The organism is Sphingopyxis sp. Q841 (assembly GCF_052384365.1).
In the GTDB taxonomy this organism is placed as follows: domain Bacteria; phylum Pseudomonadota; class Alphaproteobacteria; order Sphingomonadales; family Sphingomonadaceae; genus Sphingopyxis; species Sphingopyxis terrae_A.
Genome location: NZ_JBQSUM010000001.1, coordinates 214,848 through 230,325 on the forward strand (window position 1 = coordinate 214,848; position 15,478 = coordinate 230,325).

The 15,478-nt window shown below is 64.8% G+C and carries 17 protein-coding genes; 10 read left to right on the top strand and 7 right to left on the bottom strand.

The window, feature by feature from the left end:
* Positions 1–59 precede the first annotated feature (59 nt).
* The gene (locus tag ACT17R_RS01090; RefSeq protein ID WP_186402255.1) at positions 60–590 is read left to right on the top strand and encodes a DinB family protein; all 531 of its coding nucleotides are present in this window, start codon (positions 60–62) and stop codon (positions 588–590) included.
* Positions 591–716: 126 nt separating this feature from the next.
* On the opposite strand, the gene ACT17R_RS01095 is transcribed toward ACT17R_RS01090, so the two are convergent.
* Positions 717–995, bottom strand: a complete 279-nt coding sequence (locus tag ACT17R_RS01095) for a hypothetical protein (protein WP_186402256.1) — start codon at positions 993–995, stop codon at positions 717–719.
* Positions 996–1,574: 579 nt separating this feature from the next.
* Positions 1,575–2,894 (bottom strand): serpin family protein, encoded by a 1,320-nt coding sequence (locus ACT17R_RS01100; protein ID WP_444808817.1) that lies wholly within the window; start codon positions 2,892–2,894, stop codon positions 1,575–1,577.
* A gap of 392 nt (positions 2,895–3,286) precedes the next feature.
* Here ACT17R_RS01100 and ACT17R_RS01105 point away from each other — a divergent pair, with 392 nt between their 5' ends.
* Together ACT17R_RS01105 and ACT17R_RS01110 are read left to right on the top strand one after the other, a co-directional pair.
* The gene (locus ACT17R_RS01105) at positions 3,287–4,192 is read left to right on the top strand and encodes a hydrogen peroxide-inducible genes activator (RefSeq protein ID WP_186402258.1); all 906 of its coding nucleotides are present in this window, start codon (positions 3,287–3,289) and stop codon (positions 4,190–4,192) included.
* A 150-nt stretch (positions 4,193–4,342) separates the two neighbouring features.
* Positions 4,343–4,720, top strand: coding sequence for a hypothetical protein (locus ACT17R_RS01110; RefSeq protein ID WP_444808818.1), 378 nt, complete (start codon positions 4,343–4,345; stop codon positions 4,718–4,720).
* Between the two features lie 39 nt (positions 4,721–4,759).
* Here the strand turns inward: ACT17R_RS01110 and ACT17R_RS01115 are convergent, their stop codons facing one another.
* The 3 genes from ACT17R_RS01115 to pgsA are packed head-to-tail and all read right to left on the bottom strand — an operon-like array spanning position 4,760 to position 6,032.
* The gene (locus ACT17R_RS01115) at positions 4,760–5,200 is read right to left on the bottom strand and encodes a molybdenum cofactor biosynthesis protein MoaE (protein WP_062902695.1); all 441 of its coding nucleotides are present in this window, start codon (positions 5,198–5,200) and stop codon (positions 4,760–4,762) included.
* Positions 5,197–5,454, bottom strand: coding sequence for a MoaD/ThiS family protein (locus ACT17R_RS01120; protein WP_217372376.1), 258 nt, complete (start codon positions 5,452–5,454; stop codon positions 5,197–5,199). The genes ACT17R_RS01115 and ACT17R_RS01120 overlap by 4 nt, the downstream gene beginning before the upstream one ends.
* 5 nt (positions 5,455–5,459) lie before the next feature.
* On the bottom strand, positions 5,460–6,032 hold the full coding sequence (gene pgsA, locus ACT17R_RS01125; protein ID WP_234179967.1) for a CDP-diacylglycerol--glycerol-3-phosphate 3-phosphatidyltransferase: 573 nt from the start codon (positions 6,030–6,032) through the stop codon (positions 5,460–5,462).
* Positions 6,033–6,167: 135 nt separating this feature from the next.
* Here pgsA and ACT17R_RS01130 point away from each other — a divergent pair, with 135 nt between their 5' ends.
* A complete protein-coding gene (locus ACT17R_RS01130) occupies positions 6,168–7,463 on the top strand; it encodes an MFS transporter (protein ID WP_062902697.1) in 1,296 nt (431 codons plus the stop codon).
* Between the two features lie 28 nt (positions 7,464–7,491).
* Here the strand turns inward: ACT17R_RS01130 and ACT17R_RS01135 are convergent, their stop codons facing one another.
* A complete protein-coding gene (locus ACT17R_RS01135) occupies positions 7,492–8,046 on the bottom strand; it encodes a septal ring lytic transglycosylase RlpA family protein (protein WP_186402260.1) in 555 nt (184 codons plus the stop codon).
* A gap of 3 nt (positions 8,047–8,049) precedes the next feature.
* Complete coding sequence (gene serB / locus ACT17R_RS01140) at positions 8,050–8,934, bottom strand: phosphoserine phosphatase SerB (protein WP_444808819.1); 885 nt, start codon at positions 8,932–8,934, stop codon at positions 8,050–8,052.
* On the opposite strand from serB, the gene miaA reads away from it, so the two are divergent.
* The 6 genes from miaA to bioD all read left to right on the top strand — a co-directional run bounded on the left by miaA (position 8,933) and on the right by bioD (position 15,443).
* A complete protein-coding gene (gene miaA, locus ACT17R_RS01145; protein WP_444808820.1) occupies positions 8,933–9,892 on the top strand; it encodes a tRNA (adenosine(37)-N6)-dimethylallyltransferase MiaA in 960 nt (319 codons plus the stop codon). The two genes, serB and miaA, sit on opposite strands and share 2 nt — an antisense overlap.
* 96 nt (positions 9,893–9,988) lie before the next feature.
* Positions 9,989–11,743 carry a biosynthetic-type acetolactate synthase large subunit gene (ilvB, locus tag ACT17R_RS01150; protein ID WP_444808821.1) on the top strand — a complete coding sequence of 585 codons (1,755 nt, stop codon included), beginning with the start codon at positions 9,989–9,991 and terminating at the stop codon, positions 11,741–11,743.
* Positions 11,744–11,906: 163 nt separating this feature from the next.
* Positions 11,907–12,422 (top strand): acetolactate synthase small subunit, encoded by a 516-nt coding sequence (gene ilvN / locus ACT17R_RS01155; protein WP_062902701.1) that lies wholly within the window; start codon positions 11,907–11,909, stop codon positions 12,420–12,422.
* A 92-nt stretch (positions 12,423–12,514) separates the two neighbouring features.
* Positions 12,515–13,549 carry a ketol-acid reductoisomerase gene (gene ilvC, locus ACT17R_RS01160; protein WP_062903244.1) on the top strand — a complete coding sequence of 345 codons (1,035 nt, stop codon included), beginning with the start codon at positions 12,515–12,517 and terminating at the stop codon, positions 13,547–13,549.
* A 146-nt stretch (positions 13,550–13,695) separates the two neighbouring features.
* Positions 13,696–14,838, top strand: coding sequence for an 8-amino-7-oxononanoate synthase (locus tag ACT17R_RS01165; protein ID WP_186402263.1), 1,143 nt, complete (start codon positions 13,696–13,698; stop codon positions 14,836–14,838).
* A complete protein-coding gene (gene bioD, locus ACT17R_RS01170; RefSeq protein ID WP_062902703.1) occupies positions 14,835–15,443 on the top strand; it encodes a dethiobiotin synthase in 609 nt (202 codons plus the stop codon). The genes ACT17R_RS01165 and bioD overlap by 4 nt, the downstream gene beginning before the upstream one ends.
* Positions 15,444–15,478 lie beyond the last annotated feature (35 nt).

Genomic DNA, 15,478 nt, shown 5'->3' on the forward strand with positions numbered 1-15,478 from the left:
AAGCGGCTTGCTGACAAGCATGTCATTGGCGTGGCGGCACGCGCGCGGGAGACAGGCCGATGATCGACAATCGCTTTGTGCAGATGATGGCGCGCTACAACGGGTGGCAAAACCGCGCCGCCTATGCCGCCGCCGACACGCTGACCGATGCCGAGCGACGGCTGGATCGCGGCGCCTTTTTCGGGTCGATCCACGCGACACTCTCGCACCTTCTGTGGGCCGACCGCATCTGGCTGTCGCGCTTCGACCGCTGCCCGCCGCCCGATTGTCCGGGCAATGAAAGCGGCGGCTTCGTCGCCGACTGGGACGATCTGAAGGCGCAGCGCACCGCGATGGACACGCTCATCGTGACCTGGGCCGACGCGATGGCGCCGGGCGCCGTTGCCGGCAATCTCGACTGGTACAGCGGCGCCGCGGGCCGGAACGTCTCCGCCCCGCTCGGCATCGTGCTGCCGCATATCTTCAACCATCAGACGCACCACCGCGGTCAGGTGCACGCGATGCTGACCGCCGCCGGGTGCCGCACCGAAGACACCGACCTCTTCCTGATGCCGACGGCCGACTGGCTGGGCTTCGATCACAGAAGCTAGGCGCCGGAGACTGGGCCGCGTAGATAAATTCCAATGCTGCGAGGACGGCAGCTAACCTCCATTTCGTTCCGAAAGCTGCTTTTCCGGACACGACCGATTGTAGACGTCCGGCCGCTCAACTGACTGCTATTTTGTGACCCCGCTTTGAAAAAGCTTCATTCGAGCGAGCCAGAAAAGCCATATCATTCCAGAATAGGTTGCTATCGCCAGCATCCGTCCCGGCCAAAGCACCTCGAAAACAATCTCGGAGTCAGGTCGGAAAAACGGCAGACCGATCCACGATCCCAGCGGCGCATAGTAGAGCTGATGAAGGGCAAACAATATCAGATTTGGAAAAAGCTTTAGTAGCAGGAGCAAGGCCGCGGGTGCCGCCAATATGGCTATCGTGATGATCCTGATGGACATACTGCCTTTTTTAAGCGCGAAATCTTAATGGCAGCTCACCACCCCGGTTTTCGCCATCGGGTGCAGTTCGGGACGAGATGGCAGCTAAAGACCATTGCGGACGTCGCATCGCAGCGGCATTAAGCGTCGATGAAACCAAGCCTTCTGATCGCCTTTATCGCGCTAGCGGTCATTTTAGCATGGATGGGGTGGGCTTTCCGGGGGTTACTTGTCGTTGATGCATGTCTTGACGCGGGCGGCAGATGGCAAGCCAATGGGCAATATTGCCAAAGTGCTCGCTGACCGGTGCTACGACAGCATTCGACAGATACTGTTGAAAAAGTCGGCCGCCGCACGGCGCCCATCGAATTTCGGTAATAATGATTCATGAAGTCTCGGCCGCGCGAACGATCGATGCGCATAGGCAACTATGCTTGGTTCCAATATGGCCCGGCAAAACCCCTTTCGGACTTTTTCAACAGTATCGACCGATCTTAGGCCATTCCAATCGAGACGAGGGTGCGCCAATAGCCGTCATACGTTGACGCCCCGGGGGGGCATCGCGGTGCTTGAATATCGTGTGGCCGGAGGCCTGAATCCCTAGTCGCCGAGCGGACGCTCCGCTTGGGTTTTCACATAGCGTCCCATGAACAGGATCAAACCAGTCCGTAGGTCGCGCAGCAGGAAAAAGAACGGCTTGTCCGCCCGGAATATGAACGGCGGCGGAGGTGGTTCCCTTCGGGCGCTGGAGACGACGATATTCCCGACCGCAGTGGCGGCCGCAGCCTCCGCACCGACCTCGTCCACATCAAGATATGTCTTGTGAATGACGCGAGCGATTTTCAGTCCGACGGCTTCGGGAACCTCGCCGGGGTATGGAATTGTGGCCATTCCCGAAAAGTCGGCATCGTCTGAAAATGCTGTGGGTGCACCCATCGAGATAAGAGAATTCTTGAGGTCCTGCCGCAATTCTACATGCATCTTGGGTATCGTCAGGATGGTTTCGCGCCGCTCGGCGTTGGCGAGGTCGGTAAGCCAATTTGCGAGATCAGCGGCGGTGAGCTCTTCTTCGAATTTCGGCAGGCCCTTTGCCGAATTGGGCAGAAACACAACCATTTCGACTTCGTGGCCCACGTACGGCAGCGAGATCGCCTTGAAGCCGCCCCGCTCGATCAGTCGAAATCTGGACTGCTGGCGCATGAGCGGCGTGGAAACCTGATCGCCACTCAATTGCGTGAAAGGCTCCGTTTTTGTCTGCTTTTTATCGAAAGCGCCAGCCCATGCGCCCTTCCAGTAGATGGCATTGACGAGGATCGCGCGAGTTCGTTTTGTGATGTCGTCCGGCAGCAGCAGGTCTTTGATCTTGCCCCGAGTGCTTTCTGCAACCCAGCTATTGATCTGGATGCGCGCGGCATTCGCTCCTCCGCGAAAGTTCACACGCTGCAACCCTGCCTGCGCAAAAGCCGTCACGTCCTTCTCATACTCGGGCAGAAGCGGCATCTCGTCCTGCAACCAGACGGCATTCGCCGTTCGTAGTTCGCGTCGCGGTCCGGAAAAAGTCATCGTGTCAAGCACTTGCCCGTTGGCACGCAGATAGTCCCACGGCGGCTTGGTGAAATGGAATGTCTTCTCAAGCTCCCCCGCCGTCGTACCGCGCGCGCCGCGATAGGCAAGACCTATGGCAACCGAAACGCTGGCGGGCGACAGGAAATGGTTTTCATCAGCGGTCAGCGTGCGCCGATAAAGGTCAAGCGAGAACGTGTTGATCCCTGAAATAGCTGCTTTCGCATCTGATTCGACCACTGCCGAAATGGTGCGGATTGGCTCGTTCGACGAGACATCCGCGTCCTGGCAAAAAGCTGGCGAGGCCGTTGTCGTCGCCGCAATAACAACGATCTCTGCGATCCTGCGGAATGACATTTCTTGCTCCCACCCCTTCTTCAGCGCTACCCTTGTGCAAATTTCCTATGACTGCGTTAATTCTATCTTGGCTGATAATTATTAAGTCGTGGCACCATCGGATACTTGTAGCCAAATCCCGGCAGCATTTGCATATAGAAGACGCAGAGCAGCCTTTCAGCTCCCCATCCCATCCCGCTCATTCAGCTCGATGCCGAACATTCGCGAAAGCGGACGCTCCATGAGGTTGGTTTTTGTCCATGCGCCTTAGCTCCCCGACCCCAGCGCCCCGTCTTCGTCGTCCACCTTCGTCTGCCATCGGCTCGGTCCCCTTGCCTTCCTCTCATGCGACCGCGACGCATATAATCGACGAAGTCACTCGAAATTACCAATCCGATTGCTATATTCGATCAATGCAATATTACCTGCCCTCGCTAAAGCAGATGCAATATCTCGTCGCGCTGCACGAGCATGGCCATTTCGGCCGCGCCGCCGATGCCTGCAACGTCACCCAGTCGACGCTGTCGGCGGGTATCCGCGAGCTGGAAACCCTGCTCGGCCAGACCCTCGTCGAACGCACCCGCCGCGTCGTCCGCTTTACCGGGCTCGGCGACGCGATTGTCGAGAAGGCGCACCGGGTGCTGCGCGAGGCGGAGGAGCTTGCCGACATGGCCGCCGCCGCCTCGGCGCCGCTAGTGGGCGAATTGCGGATGAGCGTGATCCCGACGATCGCGCCTTTCCTGCTGCCCGACCTGTTGCCGCGGCTGCGCAAGGAACGCCCGTCGCTCAAGCTGTTCCTGCGCGAAGAGCCGAGCGCGCAGGCGTGTGAATCGCTGCACCACGGCCAGGTCGATTGCGTGCTGCTCGCCCTGCCCTACGCCTGCGGCGATGTGGAGAGCGAGGCGCTGTTCGACGACGCGCTGTTCGTCGCCTTCCCCGGCGATCAGTCGGAGGAACTTCCCGCAATGGTCAGCGCCGACCAGATCGACCCCGCGCAGATGCTGATGCTCGAGGACGGCCACTGCCTCAAAGACCACGCCCTTGCGGCGTGCAACCGCCCCGAACTGCGCGCGGGCGCACGCATGATGGGCACTTCGCTCCATACGCTCGTGCAGATGGTCGACAACGGGCTGGGTATCACCATGTTGCCGCAGATGGCGATCGAGGCGGGCATACTCGACCACACCGACATCGACACCCGCCCGCTCGATTCCGACCACGACTGGCGCACCATCGCCCTCGTCTGGCGCAAGGGCAGCCCGCGCGCCGACGAATTCCGCATGCTCGCCGACATTTTCCGCAAACACCGGGCAAATTGACCGACAGACCGCAACCGCGCCAGGGCGCGCAGCAGTAAAGCGCCCGGCCGGCAGCGGCCCCATTTATAATCTTATGAAAGTCCCGCGTCGATATATTGGTCCCCGGCGATCGAACGATCGCTAACGACCCCATGGCAGTTGCGGCGAATATTGATTATCGAACGCCCGATGCGGCTTATGATTTCGGCCTTTTCTTTGCTCGCGGCGTCCATCGTGATCACCTGTGTTATCGCGAGCGGGATGGAGCGAATCCCGGAGATCACGCGAGATCTCCCAGCAACATACGCCGAGGGTGAGCCGATCTTCGATGCGAGGCTGAAAGCTCGCTTCCCCCTCGGCACTGCTGAAAACGCCATCATCGAGGAGTTGGAGCGACAAGGTTTCTCAATCAAAGAGGGGCCACATGGTCGGTTCGCCACATTCGTAGAGAAGAAGCTGATCGTCTCAAACATATGGAATGTCGGCTGGGAGGCCGAGAACGGGGCGGTCTCGAAGATATGGGGGGTATATGGTGGTCGCGGCCCGTGAAGCACCTAACCATCCCAAACCGTCCCTTCCGCCCGCTCCCTAATCCCAGCCCTCCGCGCGCTCTTGATCGGCCGCGCGGGGTTCGACCCAGCGGACGGCGCCGTCAGCCAGCGTCTCGCGCTTCCACAGCATGACGTCGGTCTTCAACCGGTCGATCAGAAAGGTGCAGGCAGCGAGCGCTTCGGCGCGGTGCGGGCTGCTGGCGAGGACGAGCACGATCGCCTCGCCCGGCGCCATCGCGCCGACGCGGTGGATCAGCGTCAGCGCCGGCAGCCGCCAGCGGTCCGCGGCGGCGTGCGCCAGGTCGGCGAGGCCGCGCTCGGTCATTTGGGGGTGATGTTCGAGGAACAATTGGATCACGCCGTCGTCGCCGCGCACCCGGCCGACGAAGCTAGCGGTAGCGCCGTGCCCGCCCGCGTCGTGGCGGTCGGTCTCGGTCGCAAAGTCGATCGCCGCGTCCTGGACGACGACGCGGATCATCCGCCCGTCACCGGCGGGAACAACGCGACGTCTTGGGCGCCGGCAAGCGCCGCGTCATTGCCCATCATCTGGCCGTCGATCGCGACGCGAATCCGCGCCGGATCGGCAAAGGCCCGGGCGCCGCGGTCGTCGCGCGCGGCGAGCCATGCGATCAGGTCGGACGCGGTCGCGACATTGGCGGGCGGTTCGACCTGCTCCTCGCCGCATCCCATGCGTTCGCGCACCCAGGCGAAATAGGCGAGCTGCAGCGCCACCGGCGTCAGTCCATATGCCTCAGGCCGACGCGCAGATAATCCCAGCCGGTGATCATCGTCAGCACCGCCGCGCCCCACAGGGTGGCCAGGCCGACGCTGCGGACCCATTCCATAGCGGGCAGCGCGCCCGCCAGGATCAGCGCGCCGAACGAGACAAGCTGAAAGGTCGTCTTCCATTTGGCGAGCCGGGTGACCGGCATCGACACCTGCAAGGTCGCGAGGAATTCGCGCAGTCCCGACACGATGATCTCGCGCAGCAGAATGACGAGCGCGGCGATGACGTGGATGCCGGTGATGTCGCGCGTGAAGACGAGCAGCAGGATCACCGCCGCGATCATGATCTTGTCGGCGATGGGATCGAGGAAGGCGCCGAGCCGCGACACGGTGCCGCGCGCGCGGGCAACATAGCCGTCGAAATAATCGGTGATGCCCATCAGGCAGTAGAGGACGAAGGCCAGCGCATAATAGAGCGGCGCCGGCTGGTGCGTCCCCTCGCGCGCGCCCGGCCACAGCAGCGCCAGCAGGATCGGAACCGTCAGGATGCGCGAAAGCGTCAAAATGTTCGGTAGGCTGAGCATGACCCCTGATCGCGCGAAAGTTCCAAAATGGGCTTTGACCGTCCAAGCCCTAACCGATAAGCCCCCCGGGCGACAACCGAATTGCCCCTTTGGCGCGGCCGGGTCGCTATGTCGGACTGCAATGATGGAATTTCAATGACCGGATCCTTTGCGCTTTTGAAGCAACGCCGGTTCCTTCCCCTGTTCGTCACGCAATTGCTCGGCGCGTTCAACGACAATCTGTTCAAGAATGCGATGGTGCTGTTCGTCGTCTACGGCGTCTTCAACGACGAAGCGTCCGAAACGCTGTTCAGCGCGGTCGCGACCGGGCTGTTCATCCTGCCCTTCTTCCTCCTGTCGGCGCTCGCCGGGCAGCTTGCCGACACGCGCGACAAGGCGATGATCATCCGCATCGTCAAATTCTGCGAAATCCTCATCATGGCGGTCGGCGGCACCGGGCTCGTCCTCGCATGGATGGGCTGGGCGGTGCATCTGGTCGCCATTCCGCTGATGATGCTGGCGCTGTTTTCGATGGGCATCCACTCGACCTTCTTCGGTCCGATCAAATATGCGATCCTGCCGCAGCATCTGGAAAGCGACGAGGTGCTGGGCGGCACCGGGCTGGTCGAGGCCGGCACCTATATCGCGATCCTCGCGGGCACGATCCTCGCAGGTATCATCGACGTCGAATGGGCGGCGCTCGGCGTCGTGCTCGTCGCCTTCATCGGCTACTGGACCGGGCGCAAGGTGCCGCCGGCGCCGCCGCAGCACGAGGAAACGGGGATCGACTGGCACATCGTCCGCTCGTCGATCGCGCTGGTGCGCGGCACGATGCATATCAAGCGGCTCTATCTCGCGATCCTGTCGATCAGCTTCTTCTGGACGATTGGCGCGGTGCTGTTCATCCAGTTCCCGCCGCTGGTGAAGAATATCCTCCACGCCGACAAGAGCGTCGCGAGCCTGTTCCTCGCGGTCTTCTCGATCGGCATCGCGATCGGCTCGGTCGCGGTCAACCGGCTGCTCAAGGGCGAGGTATCGGCGCGCTACAGCCCGGCGAGCGTCGTCGTGATGGGCGCGTTCGTCGTCGCCTTCTATTTCGTCTGCCGCAACTGGGAGCAGGATCCCGCGGGCACGCTCTACGGCATCGGCGGCTTTTTAAACCACGCCGATGTCATCCCGCTGCTCGCCAGCCTGATGGGCATCGCGATCAGCGGCGGCATGTTCGTCGTGCCGCTCTATGCCTTCCTGACCACCACCGTGCCCAAGGACCAGACCGCGCGCACCGTCGCGGCGAACAATATCGTCAATTCGGGCGCGATGGTCGCGGGCTCACTGCTCGCTATCGGGCTCGGCTTCGCGGGCGTCGGCGTCGTCGATCAGCTGTTGATGAGCGCGGTCATGTGCCTGATCTCGGCGTGGCTCGCGGTCAAGCTCCACCGCGCCTGCGACTGACGCCCGCCGCCCGCCGCCCCCTTTCGCCTCAGCGCTCCCCCGCCGCCAGCCGCGCGCGCAGCGCCGCCAGCTCGCGCGGTGGCAAGGGGGCGAGCGCCGCCGCCGGCTTGCCCTTGCGCAGCCGAGCGCGATCCTCGTCGGACGGTTCGACCCGCCGCACGCGCACCGGCACCACGCCATGGCGGTGCGCGCCGAGAGCTTCGGCGGCGCCTTTCGACAGGTCGATGATGCGCCCGCCGCCGGCGAACGGCCCGCGGTCGTTGACGCGCACGACGATCCGCCGCCCGCTGTCGAGCGCCGTCACCTCGACATAGGTCGGCAGGGGCAGCGTGGTATGCGCGGCGGTGATCCAGCCGGGCCGGAATTTCTCGCCATTTGCGGTGCGATTGCCCGATTCGCTGCCGTACCAGCTCGCATAGCCGACGGCGTCATAGGCAGGCGCGGCGGCGGGGACATAGGTCGTTCCGCGGACCGCATAGGGCTTGCCGATCCGCACCGGAGTATCGGCCACCGGGCGATATTGGCCGCCCGCGCAGGCGGACAGCGCCAGCATGGCAAGGCCCGCCCCCGCCGCGCGCAGCATCGCCTATCCCATCACCCACTGGCGCCGCGCATAGCCCTGCGCCCACAAAAGCGCGGTCAGGTCGTGGTGGCGGATCGCCGCATCGGCGGCCGCGGCGGCGGCGGGATGCGGGTGATAGCCGATCCCGAGCCCCGCCGAAGTGATCATCGGAATATCGTTCGCGCCGTCGCCGACCGCCAGCGTGTCACCCAGCGTCAGCCCGCGCGCCGCGGCCTCGGCGCGCAGCGTTTCGAGCTTCGCCGAGCTGTCGACGATCGGTTCGGCAACCTTGCCGGTCAGCTGGCCGCCGGCGATCTCCAGCTCGTTCGCGACCACCTTGTCGAAGCCGATCGCTTCGGCAACCGGCGCGGCAAAGGGCAGGAAACCGCCCGATACCAGCACCGACCAGGCGCCATACGCCTTCATCGTCTGGACCAGCGTGCGCGCACCGCGGGTCAGTCTGACGCGTTCCGCCCGGCATTCGGCGATCGTCGCCTCGGCCATGCCGCGGAGCAGCCCGACGCGCTCGATCAGCGCGGCGCGAAAATCTAGTTCGCCGCGCATCGCGCGTTCGGTGATCGCGGCGATCTGCGGCTTGATCCCGGCATAGTCGGCCAGTTCGTCGATGCATTCGACGGTGATCATTGTCGAATCCATGTCGGCGATGATCAGCTTCTTCGTCCGGTCGCCAAGCGGCTGGACGACGACGTCGAGCGCGCCATGATCCATTTTTGCCAGTTCGGCGCGCGCGCTGACCAGACTGCCCTGAAAGAAGATGTCCGCGGCGTCGCCCTCGTCGATCCAGTGCGGCGCGCCCACCTCATGTCCTGTCGCATCGAGACGGTCGATCGCTTCGCGGACCACCTCGCCCGTCAGCTTCCCGGCTGCTATCAGCGTTGCAACGAACATGGCATCTCCTTCTTCTTCCTTCACGCACCGTCCACCGGTGGCGCTTATCGCTGGCCCCACCGCCAGCGGCAAGAGCGCATTGGCGGTCGCCCTCGCCCAGGCGCTCGGCGACGCAGAGGTCGTCAACGCCGACGCGAGTCAGGTTTATGTGGACATCCCCCTCCTCTCGGCACGGCCGGACGCGGCGGAGATGGCCGGCATCCCGCATCGCCTCTTCGGTCATGTCGATGGCGGGTCCGCCCACAATGCGGCGCGTTGGGCCGAAGAAGCGCGCCGCACCCTGTCCCACGCGCACGCCGCGGGGAAGGTTCCCATCCTCGTCGGCGGCACCGGCCTCTATCTGCGCACGCTGCTCGACGGCATCGCCCCGGTGCCCGAAATCGACCCGGATATTCGCGAAGCAGTGCGCGCCCTGCCCGTCGCCGACGCTTATGCCGCGCTCGCCAAAGCCGATCCCGCCGCTGCCGCCCGGCTCAATCCTGCCGACACGACCCGCATCGCGCGCGCGCTCGAGGTGGTGCGCGCGACCGGCCGGACGCTCGCTGCGTGGCAACAGGAACGCAGCGGCGGCATCGCCGAGGCGATCACGCTGGTGCCGCTCATTCTGCTGCCGCCGCGCGACTGGCTGCGCGAGCGCTGCGACACCCGCCTTGTGCGTATGTTCGACGGCGGCGCGATCGAAGAGGTGAGCGCGCTGCTCGCGCGCGGGCTCGACCCCGATCTGCCTGTCATGCGCGCGATCGGCGTGCCGCAGGTCGCGGCGCATGTCCGCGGCGAAAGCAGCCGCGAGACGGCGCTCGAGGCGGCGCAAGCGGCGACCCGCCAATATGCGAAGCGGCAATATACCTGGTTCCGCCACCAGCCCCCCGCCGGATGGCCGCGCCACGAAGAGTCATTATCCGTCGATTCCGTCAATCAGATCGCAATATTATTACGTGATACACTGTTGACAGGATAGAATCATATACCTATTGCCCGCTGCCTGCTGCGGCGCAACAAGGCCGCGGACAGGCTGCGCCCAGCATCGGGCCGCACGAAGGAAGGAGCGCATGTCGTGAAGGAAATGAGTGGTGCCGACATGGTGGTTCAGGCGCTGGTCGACCTCGGGGTCGATACGGTGTTCGGCTATCCGGGCGGCGCGGTACTTCCGATCTACGACGCCCTCTTCAATCATCCCTCGATCAAGCATGTCCTCGTTCGCCACGAACAGGCCGCGACCCACGCGGCAGAGGGCTATGCGCGCTCGACCGGCAAGCCCGGGGTCGTGCTCGTCACCTCGGGGCCCGGCGCGACCAACGCCGTCACCGGCATCACCGACGCGCTGCTCGATTCGATCCCGATGGTCGTGCTGACGGGTCAGGTGCCGACGACGCTGATCGGCACCGACGCCTTTCAGGAATGCGACACGGTGGGCATCACGCGCCACTGCACCAAGCATAATTATCTGGTCATGGACCCCGACCGGCTGGGCGCCGTGATTCACGAGGCTTTCTACATCGCGACGCACGGCCGCCCCGGCCCCGTCGTCATCGACATTCCGAAAAATGTTCAGGTCGCGACGGGCAGCTATAGCGTGCCCGAAAAGATCGAGCATCAAAGCTATCGTCCGCAGGTCGAACCCGATGCCGGCGCCATCGCGCAGGCGATCGACATGATCGCCGCGGCCGAACGCCCGATCTTCTATACCGGCGGCGGCGTCATCAACGCCGGCCCCGACGCCAGCGCGGCGCTGCGCCAGCTCGTCAGCCTGACCGGCGCACCGATCACCTCGACCCTGATGGGGCTGGGCGCCTTCCCGTCGGACGATCCGAAATGGCTCGGCATGCTCGGCATGCACGGCACCTATGAATCGAACATGGCGATGAACCGCGCCGACCTCATCATAGCGGTCGGCGCGCGCTTCGACGACCGCGTCACCGGCCGCCTCGACGCCTTCGCGCCCGAGGCGAAGAAGATCCACATCGACATCGACCGCAGCTCGATCAACAAGATCGTCCCGGTTGACATCGCGGTCGTCGGCGATGCCGGCCGCGCGCTCGACGCGCTAATCGCGGCCTGGGCCGACAAGGGCCACAAGGCGCGCGACCTTGGCGAATGGTGGCGCCGCATCGACGGCTGGCGCGCGACGCGCTGCCTCGACTTCCCCGAAAAAAAGGACGCGGGCGCCGAAATCATGCCGCAGCGTGCGGTCAAGGCGCTCTTCGACGCGACCCGCGGCCGCGATCCGATCATCACGACCGAGGTCGGCCAGCACCAGATGTGGGCGGCGCAGCATTTCGGCTTTGCCTCGCCCAACCGCTGGCTCACCTCTGGCGGGCTCGGCACGATGGGCTACGGCTTTCCCGCCGCCGTCGGCGCACAGATCGCGCACCCGAACCGCCTCGTCGTCTGCATCGCGGGCGAAGCCTCGCTGCAGATGAACATCCAGGAAATGGGCACGGTCAGCCAGTACCGCCTGCCGGTGAAGATCTTCATCCTCAACAATGAATGGATGGGGATGGTCCGCCAGTGGCAGGAACTGACCTACGAAAGCCGCTATTCGAACAGCTATTCGGACAGCCTGCCCGATTTCGTGAAACTGGCCGCCGCCTATGGCTGGACCGGCCTCAGGATCGACACGCTAGGCGAGCTTGAGGACGGCATCCGGCAGATGATCGAGACGCCGGGTCCGGTGATCGTCGACTGCCGCGTCGCCAAGCTCGCCAACTGCTTCCCGATGATCCCGTCGGGCGCGGCGCACACCGACATGATCCTCCAGCCGAGCGACGTCACCGGGACGATGGACGACGAAGCGAAAGCGCTGGTGTGATGATGGCAGACGCTCTTCATCCCCTCCCGCCTGCGGGAGGGGCAGCAAGGCTTGCGAACTTGTTCGCTCGCCGCAGCGGGGTGGGCACCGCAACGCCGCCTGCTCGATGCGCTCGCACCCACCCCTCGATCCCCTCCCGCAAGCGGGAGGGGAAGGAATAACGATGAAAATCACCACCGAAACGGGCGAGCGCCACGTGCTCGCCGTCACCGTCGATAACGAGGCGGGCATCCTCGCCAAGATCACCGGGCTCTTCTCGGCGCGCGGATATAATATCGAAAGCCTGACCGTCGCCGACATCAGCGCCGATCATGCGCTGTCGCGGATCACCATCGTCACCTCGGGTCCGCCCGCGGTGATCGACCAGATCATCGCGCAGCTCGACCGGCTGGTGCCGGTGCATCAGGTCACCGACCTCACCGATCAGGGCGCGCATGTCGAACGCGAGATCGCGCTGGTGAAGGTCGCCGGCACCGGCGAAAAGCGCATCGAGGCGCTGCGCCTTGCCGACGTCTTCCGCGCCAAGGTCGTCGACACGACGCTGACGAGCTTCATTTTCGAAATCACCGGCAACAGCGACAAGGTCGACCGTTTCATCGCGCTGATGCGCGAATGCGGTCTGGTCGAGGTCGGCCGCACCGGCATCGTCGCCATCGCCCGCGGGCCGGAGGCGCTCTAGTTTCACTTTCGCGTTCCCCCGCGAAGGCGGGGGTCCAGTCAACGTCAAATGGGTCCCCGCCTTCGCGGGGACACACTATGGGGAAGAAGAAAATGCAGGTTTACTACGATCGCGACGCCGACCAGGATCTGATCAAGAACAAGAAGGTCGCCATCCTGGGCTATGGCAGCCAGGGCCACGCCCATGCGCAGAACCTGCGCGACAGCGGCGTCAAGGATGTCGCGATCGCGCTGCGCCCCGGCTCGGCAACCGCGAAGAAGGCCGAAGGCGCCGGCTTCCGCGTCCTGTCGAACAAGGAAGCCGCCGCCTGGGCCGACGTCATCATGATCGCGGCGCCCGACGAGCATCAGGCAAGGATTTATTACGACGATCTCGCCGACAATCTGAAGCCCGGTGCCGCGCTCGCCTTTGCGCACGGCCTCAACATCCATTTCGGCCTCATCGAGGCGCGCCCCGACATCGACGTCTTCATGGTCGCGCCCAAGGGCCCCGGCCACACGGTGCGCAGCGAATATCAGAAGGGCGGCGGCGTTCCCTGCCTGATCGCGGTTGCGCAGGAAGCATCGGGCAACAGCGGTAACGGCCACGCCAAGGCGCTCGCCCTCAGCTACGCCTCCGCCGTCGGCGGCGGCCGCAGCGGCATCATCGAAACGACCTTCAAGGAAGAGTGTGAAACCGATCTTTTCGGCGAACAGGCGGTGCTGTGCGGCGGCATCACCCACCTCATCCAGGCGGGTTTCGAAACGCTCGTCGAGGCGGGCTACGCCCCCGAAATGGCCTATTTCGAATGCCTCCACGAAACCAAGCTGATCGTCGATCTCCTCTATGAAGGCGGCATCGCGAATATGCGCTATTCGATCTCGAACACCGCCGAATATGGCGACATCAAGACGGGTCCGCGCATCATCACCGACGAGACCAAGGCCGAAATGAAGCGCGTCCTTGCCGACATCACCTCGGGCCGCTTCGTCAAGGATTTCGTCCTCGACAACCAGGCCGGCCAGCCCGAACTCAAAGCCAGCCGCAAGGCCGCCGCAGCGCATCCGATCGAACAGACCGGCGCCCAACTGCGCGCGATGATGCCGTGGATCGCCAAGAACAAGCTGGTCGACAAGGCGGTCAACTGATCGGCGACGGGGGAAAGCGTTCCCTCTCTTTCCGCTCGTGCTGAGCCTGTCGAAGCACCGTTCTTACTTCTTCCATCGTCGAAGAATAGAACCGCCCTTCGACAGGCTCGGGGCGAGCGAATTTTCCTGTTGTGAGATTATCATCCTTGCCCCCACGGCCTGATCCCTTTCACGCCCACCGTGCCGACCTCGAAGCCCTCGCCGCCGCCGACCGCCGCCGCGCGCTCGCGCCGCGCGCCGGGATCGATTTCGCCTCGAACGACTATCTCGCGCTCGCGGGTTCCTACGCGCTCGCCGAAGCATTGGCGCAGGGCGCCGCGCGCGGCATTCCGGCTGGCTCGGGCGGCTCGCGGCTGCTGCGCGGCAACCATGCCGAGCATGAAGCGCTCGAGGCGCATGCGGCGCGCCACTATGGCACCGAGGCGGCGCTCTTCTTCCCCACCGGCTTCGCCGCCAACGCCGCGCTGTTCGCGACGCTGCCGCAGCGCGGCGACCTGATCGTCCACGACGAGCTGATCCATGCGAGCGCGCACGACGGGATGAAACTCGGCCGCGCCGAGCGCACGGAGGCTGCGCACAACGACCCGCAAGCCTTTGAAGACGCGATCCTCCGCTGGCGCGCGGGCGGCGGTACCGGCACGCCATGGATCGCGGTCGAAAGCCTCTATTCGATGGACGGGGACAGGGCCCCGCTCGCCGATCTCGCCGTCCTCGCCGACCGCCACGACGCGGTGCTGATCGTAGACGAAGCGCATGCGACGGGCGTCTATGGCCCGGCAGGACAGGGGCTTGCCCACGCGCTCGCGCCGCGGGCCAATCTGATCACGCTCCACACCTGCGGCAAGGCGCTGGGCTGCGAGGGCGCGTTGCTCTGCGGCCCCGCGATCGTGCGCGACTTCCTCGTCAACCGCGGCCGTCCCTTCATCTTCTCGACCGCGCCCTCGCCGCTCATGGCATGGCTCGTCCGCCAGGCGCTCGAAATCGTCGCCGAACAGCCCGAGCGCGCGGCGCGGCTCTCGGGGCTCGTCCGCCACGCCGAAAAGCGGCTCGCGGCGCTCGGCATCGCGCCGAGCGGCAGCCAGATCATCCCCGTCGTCATCGGCGACAACGCCCGCACGATGCGGATCGCCGCCATGCTGCAGGCCGAGGGTTTCGACATCCGTGGCATCCGCCCGCCGACGGTACCGCAGGGCACGGCGCGGCTGCGCATCGCGATCACCCTCAACGTCTCGACCCGCGACATCGACGCGATGGTCGATGCGCTGTCGGCGGCGATGGCGGCGGCATGACCCGCTTCGTCGTCACCGGCACCGATACCGGCATCGGCAAGACTGTCTTTTCGGCCGCGCTCGCGGGCGCGCTCGGCCTGCCCTACTGGAAGCCGATCCAGTCGGGGCTCGAAGAGGAGACCGACAGCGAAGCCGTCGCGCGCCTCGCCGGCGTTCGCGTCCATCCCGAAGCCTGGCGCCTCGTCACCCCCGCCTCGCCGCACCTTGCCGCCGAAATCGACGGCGTGACCATCGACGCCGACGCGCTCGCCCCGCCGCCCGGCGACCTGTTGATCGAAGGCGCGGGCGGCGCGCTCGTCCCCGTCACCCGCACGATGCTCTACGCCGACCTGTTCGCGCGCTGGCAGATTCCGGTGATCGTCTGCGCGCGCACCGCGCTCGGCACGATCAACCACAGCCTGCTCACGATCGAGGCGCTGAAGGCCCGCCACGTCCCCATCCACGGGATCGCCTTTGTCGGCGAGGCGGCCCCCGACAGCGAAGCGATCATCGCGGCACTATCGGGCGCAAAGCGTCTCGGCCGCCTCCCCCACCTTGACCCGCTGACCCCCGAGGCGCTCGCGGCGGCTTTCGCGGCCAATTTCAACATCGCGGATTTCTCCTGACTCCAATTCCCGTTCGCCCCCGAGCTTGTCTAAGG